Source organism: Dactylosporangium salmoneum (assembly GCF_039532525.1).
In the GTDB taxonomy this organism is placed as follows: Bacteria; Actinomycetota; Actinomycetes; order Mycobacteriales; family Micromonosporaceae; genus Dactylosporangium; species Dactylosporangium salmoneum.
This window is the reverse complement of the sequence record NZ_BAAARV010000079.1, coordinates 1-20,986: the sequence shown is the minus strand read 5'-3', so window position 1 is coordinate 20,986 and position 20,986 is coordinate 1. Positions and strand designations below refer to the sequence as shown.

At 72.8% G+C, this 20,986-nt stretch carries 24 protein-coding genes; 15 read left to right on the top strand and 9 right to left on the bottom strand.

The window, feature by feature from the left end; genetic code table 11:
• Positions 1–1,022, top strand: a 1,022-nt coding sequence (locus tag ABD352_RS40230) for a hypothetical protein (RefSeq protein ID WP_344617838.1), incomplete at its 5' end; no start/stop codon positions are given.
• Positions 1,023–1,075: 53 nt separating this feature from the next.
• Here ABD352_RS40230 and ABD352_RS40225 read toward each other — a convergent pair.
• From ABD352_RS40225 to ABD352_RS40210, 4 genes are all read right to left on the bottom strand, one after another.
• Complete coding sequence (locus tag ABD352_RS40225; protein WP_344617837.1) at positions 1,076–1,267, bottom strand: CsbD family protein; 192 nt, start codon at positions 1,265–1,267, stop codon at positions 1,076–1,078.
• Positions 1,268–1,366: 99 nt separating this feature from the next.
• Positions 1,367–3,607 (bottom strand): putative bifunctional diguanylate cyclase/phosphodiesterase, encoded by a 2,241-nt coding sequence (locus tag ABD352_RS40220; RefSeq protein WP_344617836.1) that lies wholly within the window; start codon positions 3,605–3,607, stop codon positions 1,367–1,369.
• Between the two features lie 73 nt (positions 3,608–3,680).
• On the bottom strand, positions 3,681–6,206 hold the full coding sequence (locus ABD352_RS40215) for a vWA domain-containing protein (protein ID WP_344617835.1): 2,526 nt from the start codon (positions 6,204–6,206) through the stop codon (positions 3,681–3,683).
• Positions 6,207–6,334: 128 nt separating this feature from the next.
• A complete protein-coding gene (locus tag ABD352_RS40210) occupies positions 6,335–6,907 on the bottom strand; it encodes a TetR/AcrR family transcriptional regulator (protein ID WP_344617834.1) in 573 nt (190 codons plus the stop codon).
• A gap of 83 nt (positions 6,908–6,990) precedes the next feature.
• Between ABD352_RS40210 and ABD352_RS40205 the strand changes: the two genes are divergently transcribed.
• The 6 genes from ABD352_RS40205 (at position 6,991) to ABD352_RS40180 (ending at position 11,333) form a co-directional block, all read left to right on the top strand.
• Complete coding sequence (locus tag ABD352_RS40205) at positions 6,991–7,884, top strand: SDR family oxidoreductase (protein WP_344617833.1); 894 nt, start codon at positions 6,991–6,993, stop codon at positions 7,882–7,884.
• A 150-nt stretch (positions 7,885–8,034) separates the two neighbouring features.
• A complete protein-coding gene (locus ABD352_RS40200) occupies positions 8,035–8,955 on the top strand; it encodes an NAD-dependent epimerase/dehydratase family protein (protein WP_344617832.1) in 921 nt (306 codons plus the stop codon).
• A gap of 3 nt (positions 8,956–8,958) precedes the next feature.
• Positions 8,959–9,960 carry a Clp protease N-terminal domain-containing protein gene (locus ABD352_RS40195; protein ID WP_344617912.1) on the top strand — a complete coding sequence of 334 codons (1,002 nt, stop codon included), beginning with the start codon at positions 8,959–8,961 and terminating at the stop codon, positions 9,958–9,960.
• A 10-nt stretch (positions 9,961–9,970) separates the two neighbouring features.
• Positions 9,971–10,780 carry a metallophosphoesterase family protein gene (locus tag ABD352_RS40190; RefSeq protein WP_344617831.1) on the top strand — a complete coding sequence of 270 codons (810 nt, stop codon included), beginning with the start codon at positions 9,971–9,973 and terminating at the stop codon, positions 10,778–10,780.
• Positions 10,781–10,851: 71 nt separating this feature from the next.
• Positions 10,852–11,112, top strand: a complete 261-nt coding sequence (locus tag ABD352_RS40185; protein ID WP_344617911.1) for a carboxypeptidase-like regulatory domain-containing protein — start codon at positions 10,852–10,854, stop codon at positions 11,110–11,112.
• Complete coding sequence (locus ABD352_RS40180; RefSeq protein ID WP_344617830.1) at positions 11,109–11,333, top strand: hypothetical protein; 225 nt, start codon at positions 11,109–11,111, stop codon at positions 11,331–11,333. Before ABD352_RS40185 ends, ABD352_RS40180 begins: the two co-directional genes overlap by 4 nt.
• Positions 11,334–11,420: 87 nt before the next feature.
• Here the strand turns inward: ABD352_RS40180 and ABD352_RS40175 are convergent, their stop codons facing one another.
• Together ABD352_RS40175 and ABD352_RS40170 are read right to left on the bottom strand one after the other, a co-directional pair.
• A complete protein-coding gene (locus ABD352_RS40175) occupies positions 11,421–11,825 on the bottom strand; it encodes a GNAT family N-acetyltransferase (protein WP_344617829.1) in 405 nt (134 codons plus the stop codon).
• Positions 11,826–11,843: 18 nt separating this feature from the next.
• A complete protein-coding gene (locus ABD352_RS40170; RefSeq protein ID WP_344617914.1) occupies positions 11,844–11,975 on the bottom strand; it encodes a hypothetical protein in 132 nt (43 codons plus the stop codon).
• Here ABD352_RS40170 and ABD352_RS40165 point away from each other — a divergent pair.
• Positions 11,929–12,150, top strand: a complete 222-nt coding sequence (locus ABD352_RS40165) for an SbtR family transcriptional regulator (protein WP_344617910.1) — start codon at positions 11,929–11,931, stop codon at positions 12,148–12,150. The two genes, ABD352_RS40170 and ABD352_RS40165, sit on opposite strands and share 47 nt — an antisense overlap.
• A 106-nt stretch (positions 12,151–12,256) precedes the next feature.
• Positions 12,257–12,676, top strand: coding sequence for a hypothetical protein (locus tag ABD352_RS40160; RefSeq protein ID WP_344617828.1), 420 nt, complete (start codon positions 12,257–12,259; stop codon positions 12,674–12,676).
• Positions 12,677–12,749: 73 nt separating this feature from the next.
• Here ABD352_RS40160 and map read toward each other — a convergent pair whose 3' ends face one another.
• Complete coding sequence (gene map, locus ABD352_RS40155) at positions 12,750–13,517, bottom strand: type I methionyl aminopeptidase (RefSeq protein WP_344617827.1); 768 nt, start codon at positions 13,515–13,517, stop codon at positions 12,750–12,752.
• Between the two features lie 35 nt (positions 13,518–13,552).
• Between map and ABD352_RS40150 the strand changes: the two genes are divergently transcribed.
• The 5 genes from ABD352_RS40150 (at position 13,553) to ABD352_RS40130 (ending at position 18,907) form a co-directional block, all read left to right on the top strand.
• The gene (locus ABD352_RS40150) at positions 13,553–13,822 is read left to right on the top strand and encodes a helix-turn-helix domain-containing protein (RefSeq protein ID WP_344617826.1); all 270 of its coding nucleotides are present in this window, start codon (positions 13,553–13,555) and stop codon (positions 13,820–13,822) included.
• 4 nt (positions 13,823–13,826) lie between these two features.
• Positions 13,827–16,361 (top strand): ATP-binding protein, encoded by a 2,535-nt coding sequence (locus ABD352_RS40145; protein WP_344617825.1) that lies wholly within the window; start codon positions 13,827–13,829, stop codon positions 16,359–16,361.
• Positions 16,362–16,378: 17 nt separating this feature from the next.
• On the top strand, positions 16,379–16,879 hold the full coding sequence (locus ABD352_RS40140; RefSeq protein WP_344617824.1) for an endonuclease V: 501 nt from the start codon (positions 16,379–16,381) through the stop codon (positions 16,877–16,879).
• 144 nt (positions 16,880–17,023) lie between these two features.
• Positions 17,024–17,413 carry a DUF2992 family protein gene (locus ABD352_RS40135; protein ID WP_344617823.1) on the top strand — a complete coding sequence of 130 codons (390 nt, stop codon included), beginning with the start codon at positions 17,024–17,026 and terminating at the stop codon, positions 17,411–17,413.
• A gap of 114 nt (positions 17,414–17,527) precedes the next feature.
• Positions 17,528–18,907: a chitinase gene (locus ABD352_RS40130; RefSeq protein ID WP_344617822.1), complete on the top strand. Its 1,380-nt coding sequence runs from the start codon at positions 17,528–17,530 to the stop codon at positions 18,905–18,907.
• Between the two features lie 64 nt (positions 18,908–18,971).
• On the opposite strand, the gene ABD352_RS40125 is transcribed toward ABD352_RS40130, so the two are convergent.
• A complete protein-coding gene (locus ABD352_RS40125; protein WP_344617821.1) occupies positions 18,972–19,634 on the bottom strand; it encodes a DUF2470 domain-containing protein in 663 nt (220 codons plus the stop codon).
• Between the two features lie 43 nt (positions 19,635–19,677).
• Between ABD352_RS40125 and rpsD the strand changes: the two genes are divergently transcribed.
• Positions 19,678–20,286, top strand: a complete 609-nt coding sequence (gene rpsD / locus ABD352_RS40120; RefSeq protein WP_344617820.1) for a 30S ribosomal protein S4 — start codon at positions 19,678–19,680, stop codon at positions 20,284–20,286.
• A gap of 94 nt (positions 20,287–20,380) precedes the next feature.
• Here the strand turns inward: rpsD and ABD352_RS40115 are convergent, their stop codons facing one another.
• Positions 20,381–20,806, bottom strand: a complete 426-nt coding sequence (locus tag ABD352_RS40115) for a hypothetical protein (protein ID WP_344617819.1) — start codon at positions 20,804–20,806, stop codon at positions 20,381–20,383.
• Positions 20,807–20,986: the final 180 nt, after the last annotated feature.

Below are 20,986 nucleotides of genomic sequence, written 5' to 3'. Positions count from 1 at the left end.
CCGTCCCCTCGACCGGTCGCGCCGTGGTGTACGCGCAGGCGCAGCAGCCCGGTTCGCGCCGGCTGGACCTCGCCCCGCTGGAGCACGCGGCCGACAACGTCTCGATCTCCGGCTTCGACCTGGGCGCGTACTGCTACAGCGTGGCGGCGCGCGTGCGGCCCGGCGACACGCCGTGCTCGTCGACCACCGCGACGTCCAAGGTCCCGCACTGGACGCCGGCGACGTTCGCCCCGTCGGTGCCGATCAGCCCGCTGCTGCGGCTGCAGTGGAGCGCGTCCTCGGTGAACCCCGAGGTGCGGGTGGCCCTCGGGCCGGCCGACGCGAACATCACGAAGTACGACGCGCTGACCTTCCGGGTCGCCCGCGACGACTCGGCGGACGGCGACGTCGACCTCGACGTCACCCTGGTGGACCGCGACGGCGGATCGGCGACCGTGCGCGTCGGGGACGTCAGCCCGGCGCTCACCCGCTTCCCGTCGTCGACGAACACCACGAACGGCATCAACCTGCTGGGCAAGACCTGGTTGCGTACCGTCCGGGTGCCGCTCGCCTCGCTGTCCGGCGTGAACCTGCGCAACGTCCGCTCTCTCAGCGTGCGCCCGGCCACCGCGACGGGTGGCGCGTACCTGTCCGACATCGCGTTCGACACGCCCGGCGTCGGCGGCGGCGTCGCCACCCCGGCCGTGCAGGTCAGCATCGCCGACGCGACGGTGCAGGAGGGCAACGGCCCGGGCATCGCGACGATGCGGCTGACCCTGAGCGGCAAGCTCAAGCAGGACGCGACGATCCAGGTGCAGACGGCGGCGAGCGGGTCCGCCACGGCGGGGCAGGTGGCGCTCGGGTCGTTCCCGGTCACGCTGCCCAAGGGCGCGACCTCCGCGACGGTCGAGGTGCCGATCGTCGGCAACACGGTCGTCAACACCGCCTCGCTGCGGTACAAGATCACCATCTCGGCACCCACCGGTGCCGTGATCGGTGACGGCTTCGCGTGGCTGACGGTGCTGGACGACGACACCGCCTGAACCACAAGAGGGGGCGTGGCCGGCGACACCGCCGGTCGCGCCCCCGTGCACGGCTAGCTCAGGGCGTCCTTGGCCTTGCCGGCCGCGTCCTTCACCTTGTCCCCGGCCTGCTTGACGTTCGCGGAGCGCTGCTCGGCCTGGCCTTCGGCCTGCAGGCGCTCGTCGTCGGTCAGGTCGCCGGCCTTGTCCTTGGCGGCGCCTTTGGCCTCTTCGGCCTTGTGCTGGACCTTGTCCTGGAAGCTCATGGACCACTCCCGTCTCCGGTCGATCACGCCGATGCGGATGACACCGGCGCCGTCCCTCACCCGACTGCCCACGCCGGCGGCACCGAAACGCCCGGCGGGTCAGGACTGGGCGGAGCTGAGCGCGCGGTGGGAGCCGAGCCAGCCGATGACGTCGCCGGCGGGCATGGGGCGGCCCAGGAAGTACCCCTGGATCTCGTCGCAGCCGAGGGCGCTGAGCTCCTGCCAGGTCGCCGCGTCCTCGACGCCCTCGGCGACGACGTGCATCCCGAGGTTGTGGCCAAGGTCCACGGTGGACCGGACGATGGCGAGCTCGCTCTCCCGCTCGCGCATGTGCGTGACGAACGAGCGGTCGACCTTCAGCTCCTGCACCGGGAGATTCTTGAGGTACGCCAGCGACGAGTAGCCGGTGCCGAAGTCGTCGATGGCGAGCCGCACCCCGAGCGCGTGGAGTCGGTTGAGGACCTCCAGCGCCCGGTTCGGGTCGCTCATGATGACGCTCTCGGTGATCTCCACGATGAGCCGGTCGGTCGGCACCTCGTGCTCCTCGGTGAGGCGCTGGATCTCCACCGGCAGCTCGAGGTCGAGCAGGCAGCGGGCCGAGACGTTCACCGCGACCGAAACGTCGTGGCCGGCGTCGCGCCAGGCCCGGCAGTCGCGCAGCGCGGTCGCCAGGACGTAGGAGGTCAGCTGGCGGATGAGGCCGGTGGTCTCGGCCAGCGGGATGAACTCGTTCGGCGCCAGCAGCCCGTGCTCCGGGTGCTGCCAGCGCACGAGCGCCTCGGCGCCGAGGATGGCGCCGCTGCTGGCGTCCGCCTTCGGCTGGTAGAAGACCACCAGCTCCCCGCCCGTGATCGCGCGGCGCAGCTGGCCGAGCAGCCCCAGCCGGTGCGGGTTGTGCTGGTCCAGGCGGGGGTCGTAGGCCACCTGCCGCAGGTGCCCGGTCTTGGCCGCGTACATGGCCACGTCCGCGCGCTGCAGCAGCTGCGACGAGTCGTCGGCGTGGTCCGGGTACACCGCGACGCCGACGCTGCCGTCGACTTCCAGCGACAGGCCCTCCAGCAGGAACGGGGTGTCCAGCGCGTCCGCGATCTTGGCGGACACGGCCAGCGCATCCTCGACGCCGCCGACGGTGGGTAGCAGTACCGCGAACTCGTCACCGCCCAGCCGGGCGACCGTGTCGCTGCCGCGCAGGACGCCGGTCAGCCGTCGCGCGACCTGCTGCAGCAGCAGGTCGCCGTTGTGGTGCCCGAGCGTGTCGTTGACCTCCTTGAACCGGTCGAGGTCGATGAGCAGCAGCGCGGCCGGCTCGCCGGTGCGGTCGGCGGCCCGCAGCACCTGCTCGGTGCGGTCCTGCAGCAGGGCGCGGTTGGGCAGCCCGGTGAGCTGGTCGGTGAACGCCTGCTCGGTGAGCGCCCGCTCGAGGTCCGTGCGCTCACTCACGTCGCGCAGGGTCACGAGCACGCCGCGCACGTCCGCGTCGTCGCAGAGATTGCGCGCGATGCCCTCGACGTCGCGCCACCCCTCGTCCGCGCGGACCTGGAAGCGGACGGTCACCTCGGTGCCGGGGTCGTCGAGGAGGTACCTCAGCCGCTCCTGCAGCATCGCCGCGTCCTCGGCGCGCACGTGCCGGGCCACGACCTCGGCCGCGCTGAGGGCCTGGATCTCCTCCAGCGGCGCCCGCAGCAGGCGGGCGACGGACGGGCTGACGTAGCCGAACCGGCCGTCGGGGCCGATGACCAGCGTGGCGTCGGAGGAGGCGGCGAGCAGGGCCTGGAACCGGCGTTCGTCGTGCTCGCGCAGCCGCCGCTGGACGCCGTGCAGCCGGGAGGTGAGCCAGGCGACCGACTCGCCGGCGAGCACGCAGGTGGCCGTGACGTAGAAGACCGAGTTCTCCAGCCCCGGCGCGTGCGGGGCGAGGGCGAGCGGCGCCCAGTACGTGACCGCGAACACCGGGCCGAGCAGCAGGGTGGTGCCGCGCCGCTGGGAGGTGCCCACCCAGACCGCGAGGAGGAAGGAGAAGATGCTGGCCAGCCACGGGTCCGGCTCGGCCCAGTTGCCCAGGCTCGTCAGCAGCATCGCCGGCACCAGCGTCCACAGCGAAGCCCGGCGCGACCACCGCTGCCAGGGCAGCCGCCACAGGATGAGCCCGGCGAGCACGGCCACGGCGCCGACCCCGAACATGATGGCCACGACCATCGCGCCGGAGTCGCCGAGCGAGGCCGACAGGGTGCACGTGAGCACCCCGCCGATGATGAAGATCGCGCTGATCGCCCGGCCGGCCACGCGGCGGAACTCGCCATCCGGCTCGACTCGCGGCGCCGCTCGGGCAATCAAGGTCACGGCGCCACCCATCGGATCGTGGCGACGCCGGTGAACCCCCGCACCCGGATTACACCTCCGGCCCACCGTGCGGCTACGCGTCCTCCTCGGTGGTCGCCGTGCGGCGGCGGCGGATCACGGCCGAGCCGATCACGATGGCCGCGCCGAGCAGGATCAGGCCGAGTCCGGCGCCGGCGATGAGGACCGGGCGCCCGCCGGTGACCGCCAGCGGGCCACCACCGCCGGGCGTCGCCCCGCCCGTCCCGCCCGCGCCGGGCGTGGTCGGGGTCGCGCTCGCCCCCGGCGTCGGGTGCTCGTCCGTGCCGGCCACGATCACGGTCGCGGCGCACGTGGCGGTGTTCCCGGCGGCGTCGCGGCCCGTGTAGGTCAGCGTGTAGCGCCGCCCGGCCCCGCCGGCCGCGTCGGCCCGCAGCTGCCCGGACGTGCCCTCGGTGCCGACCGCGAAGCCCTGCACGTCGTCGTGGCCGTCGTCGGCCCGGCTGTTGGTGACGGCCGTGAGCGTGGCGCCGGCCGGGCCGGAGCCGGCGTCGTCGACCGTGACCGCGACGGTCACCGGGACCAGCCTCCCGTCGGCCGGCTCCAGCACGCTCGGGGTGGCCTTGCAGGTGAGCGTCGGCGGTCCGGCGTCGATCAGGACGATGCCGATCGGCGACGACCCGGCGCCGGCGCCGGAGTGCGGCGCGGGCGCGCCGTCGGTCGCCCAGCACGAGACCTGGTGCACGCCGTCGCCGGTGACCGTGACCGAGCGCGACGCGGTCCCCGTGCCGGCGCCCTTGATGGGCCCGAGCGCGACCTTGCCGCCGCTGTCGACGCAGTCGATCGCGGTGACCTTGGAAGGGTCTTTCGCGGTGACGGTACCGGTGATGTTCTGGTGGCCGGCGTCGAAGAACCCGCCGGCGGCGCTGGGCCCCGCGGGCATGTCGGTGACGACCGTCGGCGCCGAGCTGTCGTCGGCCGACGGCATGGCCACGATGTTCTGCAGCGCCGCGAGCAGGGCCGGCCCGACGCCCGAGGTCGTGCTGATCGTCTTGCCGCCGGTGCCGGTGGCCAGCGCGGTGACGAACGACGTCGTCGTCGCGTTGCCGCCGACCAGCATCGGGAAGACCAGGACGGGGTCGGCGTCCAGAGCGGCCTGGACGACCTTGGGGGTGGTCAGCCCGGAGTGCGGCTCCGGGTCGTGACCGGGCGCGTCGGTCATGAGCAGGACCACCTTCTGCACGCCGGCCCGCCACGGGAAGTTCACGGCCCGCTGCACCCCGGACAGCTGGTCCTCGGGGAAGTCGCAGCCGCCGCTGACCTTGCCCGGCAGGCTCTTGAGCGCGTCGACGATCGCCTGTCGGCTGGTCGTCAGGTCCAGGTCGGTGACCGCGTCGTAGCTGGATTCGCAGCCGCTGGAGTCGACGTCCTTGAAGTCGACCAGCCCGATCCGGTAGTCGGTGATGTGCGCGTTCGGGCCGCGGCCGGTCAGCACGTCCACCACGTCGTTGGCCACGCCGACCACGCCGTTGATGTACGGGCTCATGCTCCCGGTCGTGTCGATGACGAACACCAGGTCGATCTTCACGATGTCCTGCGTCAGCGCCAGGATCATCTGCTGGCCGGTCGCGTCACCGTACTCGTGCTTGAGCTGCTGCTTGAAGTACTCCCACTGCCGCTTCGTCTCGGCGATGGCGCCCGCGACCGCCCGCTGTTCGTTGCCGCCGACCTCGCCGCGCGGCGTGTACTTGCCGGGCTTGCCGGTGTCGTCGTCCGTCGGCCGGCTCACCGCCCCGGTCACCGGGTCGATGATGGCCCGGTCCTTGTTGAGGCAGCCGTGCGTGACCTCGGTGGACGTGGCGTAGCAGTCGCCGAAGACCAGGTTCTTCTTGTAGAACGACCCGGTCGTGAAGTTCTTCTCCTCCGGCCGCAGCTCGATCTTCTTGGGCTGGGTCAGGTCCAGCAGCCGGCTCGGCGCCGGGAGGTTCAGCCCGGGCGGGTTGGTGACCGACGGCGTCCCGACCGTCTGGTCGGTCCAGTTGCTGTGCGAGTAGAAGTCCTGCGCGGTGTGCAGCGCGGCCCCGAAGCTGCCGAGCGCGACACACTTGGCCTCGCCGCCGGTCGTCTCACCGAGGAAGCAGTCGGAGTTGAGGTCGACCTGGCTGCCGATGACGTCGACGCCGCCCGCGCCGACCAGCTTGCCCGCCGCCTCGACGCCGTCCTCCATGTTGGACCGCATCCAGTCGACGCACGCCTGCAGCGCCGCCGTGGCTTGCTCGCGTTTCTGGTGGTAGCCGGGCGTGTCGAAGTAGTCGGCGTCGTCGCAGTGCGCGGCCGCCGTGAACATGTCGAAGACGTCGGGCGACCCGACCGCCCCGAACGCGCCGAAGTGCCCGGCCAGGATGTCCATCGACCGCGGCTCGAAGCACTCGCCGTTCTTCGACGTGGTCCCGGACGGGCAGGCGAGCGCCGCCCGCGTGATCCGCTCGTGCTCGGAATGCTGGTCCAGCATTCCCGCGACGGTCCCGAACGCCCCGGCCGGCGCGGCCTGCCCCACGACCATGACCGTCGTGGCCGCCAGCATCGCGAATACGGCCCACCACGCATTGACTCGTCTCAGCACGCGCCGAAGTTTCCTCCGCGGCGTGCCGTTCCGGTTCGGCCGAACAGACACAGAAGCAGCCGACCCGCCCCTGTCCGTCCACCCGTCCCGTTCCGGCTGCGGGCGGCGTTTTTTGCGGCAGATGCCGCTTAAACGGTCGGCGTGTTCAGCGCGAGCAGCTCGCCGAGGACCTGGTCCTCGATGTCGGCGAGCGAGCGTCGCTCCCCGTCGCGGATCCACTGCGCGAACGAGATCTCGAACACCGTCATGGCCGAGCGGGCGGCCAGCGCGGCGGTGCGCTCGTCGACGCCCCGCTCCAGCAGCGCGCCCGCGATCGTCTCGGTCAGGGTGGCGAGCTTGTGCGACTCGCGCTCCTGCAGGGCCGGGTGCTGGTCGATCACCGACTGCCGGGTGCGGGAGTGGGGCCGGTGCTCGTCGGGGAAGAAGGTCGCGGCGCGGCGCAGGGCCTCGGCGACGACCCGCATCGGCGGCGCGTCGGGCGGCGCGTCGTGCACGCCGGCCAGGAACGCCTCGACCAGCCGGTGCTGGCCGTGGAAGAGCACCTCGCGCTTGTCCGGGAAGTGCCGGAAGAAGGTGCGCTCGGTCAGGCCGACCGACTGCGCGATCTCCGTGGCGGTGGTCTGCTCGTAACCGCGGGCGGCGAACAGCGCCAGGGCGGCCTTCTGCAGCCGCTCCGGCGCTCCGGGTTCCCACCGCACCATGGGCTCCAGTGTAGTGATGGCAGGAGCTGACATCACGAGTACGGTATGTCTGTCACTGACATCATCAGTCGAGGGAGCACGTCATGCGCGTATTCGTCACCGGGGCCTCCGGCTGGATCGGCTCCGCGGTCGTCGACGACCTGCTCGCCGCAGGCCACGAGGTCACCGGCCTGGCCCGGTCCGACGCGTCCGCCGCGAGCCTGGACGCCAAGGGCGCCCGGGTCCTGCGCGGGGACCTCGACGACCTCGGGTCCATCCGCGCCGGCGCGGAGGCCGCCGAGGCCGTCGTCCACCTGGCCAACAAGCACGACTTCGTCAACCCGGCCAACTCCAACGCCGCCGAGCGGGGCGCCGTGCAGACCATCGGCGACGCCCTGGCCGGCAGCAACCGGCCGTTCCTGCTCGCCTCCGGCGTGGCCGGCCTCACCCAGGGCCGGGTCGCCACCGAGGCCGACCCGTCGCCGTTCCACGGCCCCGACTCCCCGCGGGGCGGCAGCGAGAACCTCGCGCTGGAGTTCGTCGAGCGCGGCGTGCACAGCGTGAGCCTGCGCTTCGCCCCGACCGTGCACGGCACCGGCGACCACGGGTTCATCGCCGTCCTGTCCGCGATCGCCCGCGACAAGGGCGTGTCCGGCTACCCGGGCGACGGCGGCAACCGGTGGCCGGCCGTGCACGTGCGCGACGCCGGCCGGCTCGTCACCCTGGCCCTGGCCAAGGCCCCCGCGGGCGCCCGCCTCCACGCGGTGGCCGAGGAAGGGGTGCCGACCCGCGAGATCGCGGAGGCGATCGGCCGGGCGTTCGACCTGCCCGTGGCCCCGATCGCGGCCGATGACGTCCTGGGCCACTGGGGCTGGATCGGCAACTTCTTCGCGATGGACGCCGCCACCTCCAGCGCCGCGACCCGGGAGCTGCTCGGCTGGACGCCGACCGGCCCGACCCTGGTCGAGGACCTGGCCGCGGGCGCCTACAAGTCGTAGGTTGCCCGCACCGAGGCTCGCCGAACGCCTCGGGACATGCGCGTCGGACGATGCGCGCGGTCGGCCGCTTCGTGGAGGCGCTGATAGGCTCCGTAGCCGCGTGAACGGACTGGACGTGACGGGCTTCGGGAGCAGAAGGTGACGACACGGATGGATGTGCAGTCGGCGCGGCCCATCGACGGGCGGACGATCCTGGTGACCGGCGGCGCCGGGTTCGTCGGCAGCCACCTCATTCGGCGCTTGCTGCTGGAGTACCCCGGCGTGGCCGTGGTGTCGGTGGACAACTACTTCACCGGGACCGTCGAGGCGCAGGTCGACGACCCGCGGGTGACCTACCTGCACGCGAGCACCGTGGAGCTCAGCAAGGTCTGGGCCAGCGAGGGGCTGGCGGCGCCGGAGTACGTGTTCCACTTCGGGGAGTACTCCCGGATCGTGCGGTCGCTCGAGGAGCTCGACCTTACGTGGGAGTTCAACCTGCGCGGGACCAAGGAGGTCATCGACTTCGCGCACCGGCACGGGGCGAAGGTCGTCTACGCCGGGTCGAGCTCCAAGTTCGGCAACGACGGGCAGGACGAGCGGCTGAACCCGTACGCCTGGACCAAGGCGAAGAACATCGAGTACCTGGCCAACTACCGGGACTGGTACGGGCTGGACTACGTCGCCGCCTACTTCTACAACGTGTACGGCCCGGGGCACATCCGCACCGGGAAGTACGCCACGGTGATCGGGATCTTCGAGGACCACCACGAGCGCGGCGTGCCGCTGCCGGTGGTGTCGCCGGGCACCCAGACCCGGGACTTCACCCACGTCGACGACATCGTCTCGGGCATCCTGCTCTGCGCCCAGCACGGCGACGGCGACGGCTACCTGCTCGGCACCGGCACCGAGTGGCAGATCCGGGACGTCGCCGAGATGTTCGGCGGGCCGATCGAGCTCGTCCCGGCGCTGCCGGGGGAGCGGACCCGCGGCCGGGCCGAGGCGACCAAGGCCAAGGCGCTCGGCTGGACGGCGACCCACCACCTGCCCGACTACGTCGCCGAGTTCAAGGAGCGGGTAGCGCAGAATCACTAGGTGATGAGCTCTGGAGTCGTCGCCTCGCACGAGATCGTGGTCGGCCTCGGCGAGTCCTGCCGCTGGGCGGGGCTCGCCGGCGCGCCGGTGGTGAACGCCGAACGCGTGGCCGACGTGCTGCTCGGCTGGGTCGGGGCGATGGACGTACGGTGGGAGGTCGCCCCCGGCTTCGGCGCCTCCGGCGAGGCGGTGCCGCTCGAGACCGAGGACGAGGTCGACGCGACCCTGCGCCTGGCCGAGTGGCACGCCCGCGGCCGGCTGCGGCGCCCCTTCGGCGCCCCGGTGCCCGGGTGGGACGAACGGATCCGGGTCGCCCTGGGCCGGGCGCTGGCCGCCGCGGCCGAGGGCGACATCCGCTACGTCGGCTTCAAGCTGATGCTGCGCTCCCTGCTCGCCGAGTGCGACTCGCCCGGCGAGTGGATGGAGTTCGTGCGCCGCTTCCACCTGCGCCCCGACGCCGAGTTCCTGGCCGACGGCAGCCCGGACGCCGCCCGCGGCCTGGAGCTGCTGGGCGGCCCGGCCCGAGGCATCGCCGCGGCCGTGCGGCGGGAGGCCGTCCGCCAGGCCGTCCGCGGCGGGTGCACCCTGGTCGGCCAGGCCCACCTCGTGATGGCGATGTGCGCGCTGAACCACGCGCTGGAGCGCACCGGCGGGCGCCCGGCCGGCGGCGGGCCGCAGGCGCTGGCCGCCCGGGGCATCGGCTACCCGGAGGTCAAGGGCTTCGCCGAGGAGCTGTCGTTCGAGGTCGGCGATCCGCCGAAGCAGGACCGCACGTGGTGGCGCGGGCGGGAGGACCCGGCGTTCGCGGCCGACGTCGTGCGGGCCTTCGCCGACGCCGACCGGCTCGCCGCCGACCTCGGGCAGCCGGCCGCCGGGACGGTCCACCTGCTGTACGTCATCGTCGCCGACACCGCCGGCCCGGGCGCGCTGATGCTGCGCTCGCTCGGCGCCGACCCGGCCGCCCTGGCCGTCGACCTCGGGCAGCAGCTGAGCGCCGGGCAGTAGGCTTGCCCGGGTGAGCGGGCGACTCCTGGCCATCAGCGACCTGCACGTCTCCTACCTCGAGAACCGGGCCCTCGTCGAGCAGATGCGGCCCACCCACGACGACGACTGGCTCATCGTGGCCGGCGACGTCGCCGACCAGTTCGCCGACGTCATGTGGGCGCTGACCACGCTCGCCGGGCGGTTCGCCAAGGTGATCTGGGCGCCGGGCAACCACGACCTGTGGACCCCGCAGAACGACCCCGAGCAGGCGCGCGGGGTAGCGCGGTACGAGCTGCTGGTCGAAGCCTGCCGGGCGGCCGGGATCGTCACGCCCGAGGATCCGTATCCCTTGTGGCAGAACGACATCGCGGTGGCGCCGCTGCACGTGCTGTACGACTACTCCTTCTGGCCCAAGGGTGCGACCTCGACCGAGGAGGCGCTCGCGATCGCCCGCAAGGCCGGGATCGTCGGCACCGACGAGGTCCTGCTGCACCCCGACCCCTACCCGGGGCGCGCCGAGTGGTGCCGGGCCCGCGTGGCCGCCACCGAGGAGCGCCTCGCCGCCCTCGACCGCCCGGCGGTGCTGGTCAACCACTTCCCGCTGGTCCGGGAGCCGACCGACGTCATGTGGTACCCCGAGTTCGCCCTCTGGTGCGGCACCACCCTGACCGCCGACTGGCCCACCCGCTTCGACACCGCCGTGGTCGTCTACGGCCACCTGCACATCCCGCGGACCACCTGGCATGCCGGCGTGCGCCACGAGGAGGTGTCGGTCGGCTACCCGCGCGAGTGGAAGAAGCGTTCCGCCCCACCGGCCCAGCTTCGCGATGTCCTGCCCTGACCGTCCGAAGTGGACGCTGTGCCCCCACGACGCCGTGACCGGGCGCGGCCGGCGCGCGGCGAAGCTCCACCATCGCCGGCCACGTGACCGACGCGAACGGGCAGCCGGTCGGCAACGCGTGGGTCCACGCCCAGACGCCGGACGGGACCCTCAACGCCAACGCCAACGGCACCGCCGACGCCAACGGCGCCTACACCCTCGTCGGCGTCGAGGCCGGCGGCTATCACCTGAGCTTCCGGGCCGCCGGCAGCATGTTCATCCAGTGGGCGCACCAGAAGCTGACGTTCTGGCCGTCCGCCGAGATCACCGTGGGGGCGCGAGAGCCACGGTGATCGTCGACGAGCGCCTGCTGGCGACCGGGTCGATCTCAGGGCACCTGCTCAACGCCGACGGCACGCCAGCCCAGGCCTACGCGGGCCTCTACACCGTGGAGGGCCAGAACTACGTGGACTCGCGCGGCATCAACCCGTATGACGGCTCGTTCCAGTTCGACGCAGATGCCCGGCCGTTTCGTCGTACTGAGAACGTGCGTCTCCGGCCCGCGCGGGATTGAAGCCGAGGCGGGTCGAGCAGGTTCCCCATTGAGTGGTCGAGGTGAAGACAGTCCCACCAGGACCGCGGTGTGCGGCCTGTTTGGTGATCAGGTTCGGTGCAGGACCACCTGCTTGGTGGGGTGGAAGCCGCTGGCTTCGTAGAACCTGACGAGGTCTGTCGAGCAGAAGAGGCTGACGACGGGGATGGGCGTCAGCAGGTCGAGGATTGCCGCGACAAGGGCGCGGCCAAGGCCGGCGTTGCGGAAGTCCGGGTCGACCACGACGTCCTCAAGATATGCGCGCAGGACGCCGTCGGTGACGGTCCTGGCGAAGCCGACGAGTCGATCGCCGTGCCAGGCCGCGACGGCCGGGCCGCGGTCGAGCGCCGTGGTTACCTGCTCGGCCGTGCGTTCTGGCCACCAACCCTGGGCTTGGTAGAGCGCGAGCACCTTGTGCGCCGGGATGGCGCGAGCGGAGTGCGGGATGACGTCGATCTCGGCGAGGTCGGGCACCAGCCCAGGCTATTGGCGTTACCGAAGGGCCATGCCGGGGATGCGGGCCCGGATCGCCTCGAGTTCGGCCTCGTCGGAGATGCCCTGGAAGTCGTACCGGGGCGTGTACGGCGCTTCGAGCGCGCGCACCTCGTCGTCGGTCGCCGCCATCACGCAGCTGCTCGACGCGGGCCAGCGCGATGGCATCATCCGCGCCGACGCGGACGCTCGCGACTTCCTGCAGCTCACGGGCGCTCTCTGGCGAGCCGCATCCGGTCCGGAAGATCGCTCGCAGCCCATGCTCGGCCTGATCCTGGACGGGCTCAGCGCCCACCGCCGGCGTTGACGTCCGGCGCGGCGGGTGGCACGTTTCCGGGATTCGTCGTGGTCGCGGCGCCCGTAACGTTCTTCTCAACAGCGACGACGAAGAAGACGAACAAGGGGATACAGCGATGAGCGACATGGACGCGGGTTACGACGGCGGTCACGGCGACGTGGACTACGGTCACTACGAGGCCGGTCAGGAGCACGGTGCGCTGGACCAGCTGCACCAGGCCCACGGGTCGGAGGCGGACTACAACAACCAGTACGGCGTGTACGAGAACGACCACCACGCCGACACGTCGACGGACTACAACCACGGCACGCACGTGGAGTTCGACCAGGGCCCGGCCGTGCACTACGAGGCCGACGACTACACCAACTACAGCCACGACGCCAACGTCGACGACCACGTGTTCGCGGCTGAGGGCAGCGAGAACGCGCACCAGGCCGAGTTCGGCCAGATGGACGCCCTCTCGCAGCGCTTCGACACCGCGTTCATGAACGGCACCGAGTTCCACGGCGGCCAGTTCGGCATGACCGCCAACTAACAGCCTTCACGAAACGGCCGGGCAGCTGCCCGGCCGTTTCGTCGTGTCCGGAGACAATCCGGGACGGGGTCGATCAGAGAGCGGTCAGGATCTCCGGGCCGGACTCGGTGATGGCCACCGTGTGTTCCCAGTGCGCCGCGCGGGAGCCGTCCACCGTGGACACCGTCCAGCCGTCGCGCAGGAGGCGGTGGCGGTCGGAGCCGCTCTCCACCACCATGGGCTCGATGGCCAGGACCAGCCCGGGGCGCAGGGTCAGGCCGCGGCCGGGCTTACCCTCGTTCGGCAGGTGCGGGTCCTCGTGCATCGCGGTGCCCACGCCGTGGCCGCCGTAGCCCGTCGGCATGCCGTAGCCGGCCGACCGGCACACGGTCTGGACCGCGTAGGAGATGTCGCCCAGGCGGGCGCCGGGCTGGGCGGCGGCGATGCCGGCGTCCAGGGCGGCCCGGCACGTGTCCGAGAGGCGCTGGGCCGCGTCGTCGACGGCGCCGATGCCCACGGTGACGGCGGAGTCGCCGTGGTAGCCGTCCACGTGGGCGCCGAAGTCGATCGACAGCAAATCACCCTCGGCCAGGGGGCGGGCGTCCGGGATACCGTGGACGATTGCGTCGTTGACCGAGAGGCACAGGACCGCGGGGTACGGGATGGGGGCGAAGGACGGGTGGTAGTGCAGGAAGGAGCTCTTCGCGCCCTTCTCGGCGAGCATCTCGCGGGCCAGATCGTCCAGCTCCTGCAGGGTCACCCCCGGGGCCGCGGCCTCGCTCACCGCCTTCAGGGTCTGCGCGACGATGCGGCCGGCCTCACGCATGGTTGCCAGTTCTGACGCGCTCTTCAACACCACCATGCGGATATTCTAATACCAGGATTATCATCGGCCACATGGTTCGGAACCCGCTGACCGATGACGAGCGGCACCGGGGGCTGGTGCTGGGGCGCGTGTTGCAGCAGGCGCGCGCGGGGCGCAGCGCGGCCGCCGTGGCGTTCGAGGCCGGGATCTCGCTCGACACGCTGCGCAAGATCGAGCGCGGGGCGATCGCCACGCCCGCGTTCTTCACCGTGGCCGCGCTGGCCCGGGTGCTGGGACTCGACCTCAGCGAGCTGGCCGAGGCGGTGGCCGAGGACAAGAAGCAGGCGACCCGGGTGGCCTGACCCCGTGCCACTCTGGGAGCGCGCCGAGGCGCTGGCCGAGCTCGACGAGCTGAGCAGGGCCGGTGGAAGGGTCGTGCTCGTGGCCGGCGAGGCCGGCATCGGCAAGACGAGCCTGATCCGGGCCTTCGCCGCGAAGCATCCCACCTGGTTGGGCGTCTGCGATCCGCTGGTGACGCCGAGGGCGCTCGGGCCGCTGCACGACATCGGCCGCCAGGCGGGCGGGGCGCTCGCGAGCACGCTCGGCGCCCAGGAGCCACCGGGCAGGGTGTTCGCGGCGCTGCTGGACGCCCTGGCGAAGCCCAGGCCGCCGATCGTCGTCGTCGAGGACCTCCACTGGGCCGACGCGGCCAGCCTCGACCTGCTGGTGCTGCTGGCCCGGCGGATCGACCGGCTGCGGGCGCTGCTCGTCCTCACGTACCGCGACGACGAGGCCCCTGACCACCCGCTGCACGCCGCGCTGGCCGCCTTCCCGCGCGACGTCGTGCGCCGGGTGAGCCTGCCGCGGCTGTCCCGGGACTGCGTCGCGGAGCAGGCGGCCGGCCGCGACATCGATCCGGCGACCGTCTACGCGCTGACCGGCGGCAACCCGCTGCTCGTCACCGAGATGCTGGGCAGCGCCGACCCGACCGCCGGCGCGGTCGGCGACCTGATCCTGGCCCGCCTGCGCCGGCTGCCGCCCGAGGCGCGCGACCTCGCCGAGCTGGCCGCCGTCCTGCAGCGCCTCGACGTGTCCGGCGACGGGCCCGAGGCGGCGCTGGTCGACCGGTGCGTGGCCGAGGGCGTGCTGGTGGCCGTGGAGGGCGGCGTGGGCTTCCGCCACGAGCTCCTGCGCAGAAGCGTCGAGGACGCGCTGCCGCCGGGGCGCCGGCGCGCGCTGCACCTGCGGGCCGTGCGCCGGCTCGCGCGGGTCGAGGGGGTCGATCCGGCCCGCCTGGCGCACCACGCCGGATTGTCCGAAGACCCGAAGAGCCTGCGACTGTACGGCGGAAAAGCCGCCGAAACCGCCGCGGCCCAGGGCGCGCATCGCGAGGCGGCGGCGCACTACCGCGCGCTGCTGGCCGTCGGCGGGATCGCCGGCCGCCCGTTCGCGGAGTCGCTGGAGGTCTTCGCGTTCCAGGCCTACCTGGCCGGGCAGTTCGGCGAGGCCATGGCGGCCCGGCGGCGGGCGGTCGCCGAGCGCCGCGGCCGTGGGGAGCCCGAGCGCGTCGGCGAGAACGAGCGCTGGATCTCCCGGCTGGCCTGGTGGATGGGCGACCCGGCGCAGGCCCGCCTGGCGGCCGAGGCGGCGGTGTCCACATTGGAGGCCGCCGCGCCCGGCCGGGAGCTGGCGATGGCCTACAGCAACCGCGCCCAGCTGCACATGCTGGCCCACGAGCTGGGCCCCGCGATCGACCTAGGCACCCGGGCGGCCGACCTGGCCGAGCGCGTCGGCGACCCGGAGACGGCGGTGAACGCGGGCATCAACGTGGCCACCGCGCGCCTGCTGCGCGAGGGCCCGGACGACGGCGACGCCCCGGCCGAGCTGGTCCGCCGGCACCGGCGGGCGGCCGCCCTGGGCTTTCCCGACGACGCGGCCCGGGCCCTGGTCAACCGGGCCACGTCGCTCATGTGGCTGGGCGACGACATGCCCGCGACGGCGGCCGCGATCGAGGACGCGCTCGCCTACGCCGCGCCCCGCGACCTGGACGGCTACGTGCAGTACCTGCTGGGCGTGCGCGGCTGCGTACGCGCCGAGCGCGGCGACTGGGACGGCGCCCTGCGCGACGCCGCCGAGGCGCTGGCCTACCCGAACCCCGACGGCGTGGCGGTCGTGCCCGCGTACCTCGCCCGCGGGCGGGTGCTGTCCGGGCGCGGCGACCCGGGCGCCGAGGGTGCCCTGGACCGGGCGCTGGAGCTGGCCCTGGGCATCGCGGAGCTGCAGCGCGTCGGGGCGGTCACGATCGTGCGGGCCGAGCACTTCCTGATCAACGGGGCGCCGGACCGGGCCGCCGACGAGGCGCGACGGGGGCTCGCGCTGGCGGTTTCGCGCAAGCACCCGCGGTACACCTCGGAAATCGGTCTTCGTCTCTGGCTGGCCACCGGTGAACCCGTGCCCGTCGTGGGGGCCTTCGCCGACCTCGTCCAGGGCGACTGGCGGTCCGCCGCGCAGATGTGGGGGCGCGCCGGGCGGACGATGACGCGGGTGCACGCGCTGGCCGCCGGGGACGCCGCCGCGGCCGGGGAGGCGCTGGCCACGCTGGACGCCGCCGGGGCCCGCCGCGGCGCCGAGTGGCTGCGCGGACGGCTGCGGCAGCGCGGGGTGACCGGGGTGCCGCGCGGACCGCGGCCGGCGACCGCCGCGAACGCCGCCGGGCTGACCGGGCGGCAGGCCGAGGTGCTGCGGCTGGTGGCCGAGGGGCGGTCCAACGCCGAGATCGCGGCCCGCCTGGCGCTGTCGGAGAAGACCGTCCAGCACCACGTGTCGGCCGTCCTCGCCAAGCTCGAGGTGACCACGCGCACCCAGGCCGCCGTCGCCGCGCGCCGGCTGGGCCTCGGCTGACCGGCTATTTTCGTCGGATGACTCGCACCGGGGCCGTCGACGTGCAGTACTTCGACACCGGCGGCGCGCAGGCGGCCCTCGTCGTCGGCGCGGCGCCCACCTTCGACGAGATCGTGCAGGAGCGCGTGTGCCGGCTGGCGGAGGTGGCGCCGTACGAGCCGGGAAGCTTCTACAAGCGGGAGCTCCCGGCGATCCGGGCCGTGCTGGCCGGCGTGGAGCCGGTCGAGCTGCTCGTCGTCGACGGGTACGTCGACCTCGACCCCGACGGCCGCCCCGGCCTCGGCGCGTGGGTGCACGCCGAGCTCGGCCTGCCGGTGATCGGCGTGGCCAAGACCGCCTTCCGGACCGCGACCCACGCCGCCGAGGTCCGCCGCGGCGGGTCGGACAAGCCCCTCTACGTCACCGCCGCCGGGGTGCCCGTGGCCACCGCGGCCGACTACGTGCGCCGGATGCGCGGCGAGTTCCGCCTGCCGGACGCGCTGCGCCGCGTCGATGCGCTGGCCCGCGGAAGGGCGTAGGCTCGCCCGCAGCGCGAAAACACGGCCCCGTCGGTAGTCGGGGCGCCGCCCGGACCGCTCCGGCCGGCCCGTCTCCTGCCGATCGCTCACCCGATCGGTTGTCCAGCGCAGGACAGTTGCTGCCCTGCGCCGAGGAGACGACCGATGCCGACGATGACGGTGTACTTCGACAAGCCCTTCTGGGTCGCCGTGCTCGAACAGCACGCCGACGACGGGACCGTGCGCGCGGTCCGGCACGTGTTCGGCGCCCAGCCGACCGACCCGGAGCTGTACGAGTTCCTGCTCCGCCACGGCACCGCGCTGCTGCGCCGGGCCGACCTGGCCGCGCCCTTGCTGGCCGGCGCCCCGCGCGTGTCCCGGGACAAGCCCACGGCGGCCGCGCCGAGCGACGACGCGGTGGCCGCGCTGCGGGAGGACCTGCGGCAGCGCAGGGACGAGGGGCGGCGGGCCGGCCGGGAGCGGCGCGCGGCCGAGGCCGAGGAGCGCCGGGCCAAGGCGCGGGCGAAGGCGAAGGCCCGCCATCGTGGCCACTAGTTGAACCGCGCCTTAAGAGCACTTGCGGAGACATCGACGACGTTGTACGTTCCCCACAACGCTTAACTTTGTTAACAGTTAGCGTCACGTCCGTCCGTGTTCGTGGAGGGGTCCATGCAACGCAAAACCCTGATCCCCCTCGCGCTGACCGCCGCCGCCACCCTGGGCGCGACGACTCTCGGCGTGATCAACGCTCAGTCCGCCAGCGCCGCGCTCACCAGCAACTGGTACGCCTCGGCGCCGTACCTGATGCCGTTCGACAACAGCCCGCCGGACGCCATCGAGGTCATGAACGCGACCGGCCAGAAGGCCTTCCAGCTCGCGTTCATCCTTGCCCCCAACGGCGGCGGATGCACCCCGACCTGGGACGGCACCCGGGCCGTCTCCGCCGACACCGACGCGGCCAACCTGATCTCCCGCATCCGCGCCAATGGTGGCGACGTGAGCGTGTCGATCGGCGGCTACGGCGGCACCAAGCTCGGCCAGACCTGTGGCACGCCGGCCGCCACCGCCGCCGCCTACCAGCAGGTCGTCACCAAGTACGGGCTCAAGGCGATCGACTTCGACCTCGAGGAGCCGGAGTACGAGAACGCCGCGGCCGTGCACAACGAGCTCGGCGCCGCGCAGATCCTGCAGCAGAACAACCCCGGGCTGTACGTCTCGGTGACCACCGCGGGCACCGCGGCCGGGACCGGCTGGTTCGGCCAGCAGATGCTCAACGACGCCAAGAGCCTCGGCTTCACGCCGAACAACTACTCGATCATGCCGTTCGACGGCGGCTTCAACGGCGCGTCGGCGCAGACCAGCGCGCTGGAGGCCTTCCACGGCATCCTCATGAACACGTTCGGCTGGGACAGCGCGACCGCGTACGCCCACGAGGGCGTGTCGATGATGAACGGCCGCAGCGACGCCGGCGAGTACTTCCGCCAGGCCGACTTCCAGACCGTGCTCGACTACGCGACCGGCCACCACCTGGCCCGGTACACGTACTGGTCGGTCAACCGCGACCGCCAGTGCGCCGACCCGAACCAGAGCACCACGTCGGGCACCTGCAGCAGCGTGCCGCAGACCGCGTGGGAGTTCACGAAGTACACGGCCCGCTTCGCCGGCGCCACCCCGCCCACCAGCATCCCGCCGACCTCGAACTCGCCGACCCCGTCGACCGGCGCCTGCAGCGCCCCGGCGTGGTCCTCGTCGACGGCCTACACGGGCGGCGCGCTGGTGTCGTACAACGGCCACACCTGGAAGGCCCAGTGGTGGACCCAGGGCGAGACCCCCGGCTCCGCCAGCGTCTGGGTCGACCAGGGCACCTGCGGCGGCACCGGCACCACCCAGCCGCCGACCTGCCCGCCGGCCTGGTCCTCCTCGACGGCCTACAACGGCGGCGCGACGGTCTCCTACGGCGGCCACAAGTGGACCGCCAAGTGGTGGACCCAGGGCGACATCCCGGGCAACAACTCGCAGGGCGTCTGGACCGACAACGGCGCCTGCTAGGTCTCACCGGTAGTAGTCAAGGCCGCCGCCCGATGGGTCAGTCGGGCGGCGGCCTTTCCCTTTGTCAGTGCCCGCCGTGGCAGCACCGGGCCCTTGCGTACAGCTCCTGCATCTTGTCGCCGGCCTCCTCCGGCCGGTGCAGAGGAGCCAGGAACGGCAGCCGTACGTCCCGGGCCCGCCCGGCGAACTCCAGCCGCAGGACCACGCCGTAGCGGTCGAGCCGGACGGGCAGGATGCGGCGCACGCCGTGCAGGTGGTGCGGCGGGATGAGCCGCGACAGCCGGTCGACCGCGCCCGGGTGCGCCGTCGCGAGGTGACACAGCAGGTCGGACTCGGACTCGGCCAGCGGATCGGGGGCCGCGGCGGCGAAGGCGTCGGGGTCCACGGAGATCTCGCGGTCCGGTCCGTACGCCGGGTCCTGCAGCGTCGCCTCGACGAGCTCGAGCTCGAGATTTCCGTCGCCCGCCGCGGTGAGCCAGCCGCCGAACGTCGCGCGGGCGCGCACCCGCGAGCGGACCGGGGTCGGCGCGACGTCGGTGAGCTCCAGCGCGGCGGCACAGTCGGGCTCGGGAAGTACCGAATCCGGGGCCTGGAGAAGGATGCGACCGGCCTCGACCCGGTGCGCGCCGACCAGGTCGCACCGGCGCCCGGGTACGTGCAGGGTGAGCGAGCCGGCCGCGGCCAGCAGCGAGCGCAGCCGCTCGGCCGGGGTGGGGAGCTTTGACATCCGACCTCCTAAGGTTAGCCTTACCTTAGTTGAAAGGAGTCTCGTGAACCAGTCACGCCCCAAGGTCCGCCGCTCCCGCGCGCTGGGCATCCCGCTGACCCCGAAGGACGTCAAGTACTTCGAGCGCCGCCCCTTCCCGCCGGGCCAGCACGGCCGCGCCCGCCCGAAGGTGAGCGACTACAAGGTCCGCCTGCTGGAGAAGCAGCGGCTGAAGGCGCAGTACAACATTCGCGAGGGCCAGCTGCGGGCGGCCTTCGACCGGGCGGTGCGCCGCCCCGGCAAGACCGGCGAGGAGCTCATCGTCGACCTGGAGACGCGCCTGGACGCCCTGGTCCTGCGGGCGGGGTTCGCGCGCACCATCTACCAGGCCCGCCAGGTCGTCACCCACCAGCACGTCAACGTCAACGGCAGGCGCGTGGACCGCCCGTCGGCCCGCCTCCGCCCGGGCGACGTCATCGAGATCGCCGAGCGCAGCCGCCCCAAGACGCCATTCCAGATCGCCGCCGCGGGCGCCCACGCCGGCGGGCGCACGGCCCCCTACCTCGACACCGACCTGCCCGGCCTGCGCACCCGGCTGATCCGTCTCCCGCTGCGCCAGGAGGTCCCGGTCCTGTGCGACGAGCAGCTGATCGTGGAGTTCTACAGCCGCTGATCCTTGGCCCGCCGTTGGCCGACGTGTACGACCCGGAGCTACCGGACAAGCGAAACGGCCGGGCGTGGGCCCGGCCGTTTCGTTGCGAAGACGCTCAGTTGGAGGCCATGCCCAGGCCGGCCTGGCCGCCGTGGAACTCGGTGCCGTTCATGAACGCGGAGTCGAAGCGCTGCGAGAGGGCGTCCATCTCGCCGAACTCGGCCTGGTGCGCGTTCTCGCTGCCCTCGGCCGCGAACACGTGGTCGTCGACGTTCGCGTCGTGGCTGTAGTTGGTGTACTCGTCGGCCTCGTAGTGCACGGCCGGGCCCTGGTCGAACTCGACGTGGGTGCCGTGCTGGAAGGCGGTCGCCTCGCTGGCGTGGTGGTCGGCCTCGTAGACGCCGAACTGGTTGTGGTAGTCGGCCTCGGAGCCGTGGGCCTGGTGCAGCTGGTCCAGGGCGCCGTGCTCCTGGCCGGCCTCGTAGTGGCCGTAGTCGACGTCCCCGTGGCCGCCGTCGTAGCCCGCGTCGAAGTCGCTCATCGCTCTATCCCCTTGGAAGTCTGCGTTCTCGCCGTTGACAAGAACGGTAGAGCCGCCGAGCGTACGAGAAATCCCGGAAGCGTGCCATCGGCCGAACCACCTGCCCGACAAGCCAAAACGGCCGGGCAGCTGCCCGGCCGTTTCGTGAAGGCTGTTAGTTGGCGGTCATGCCGAACTGGC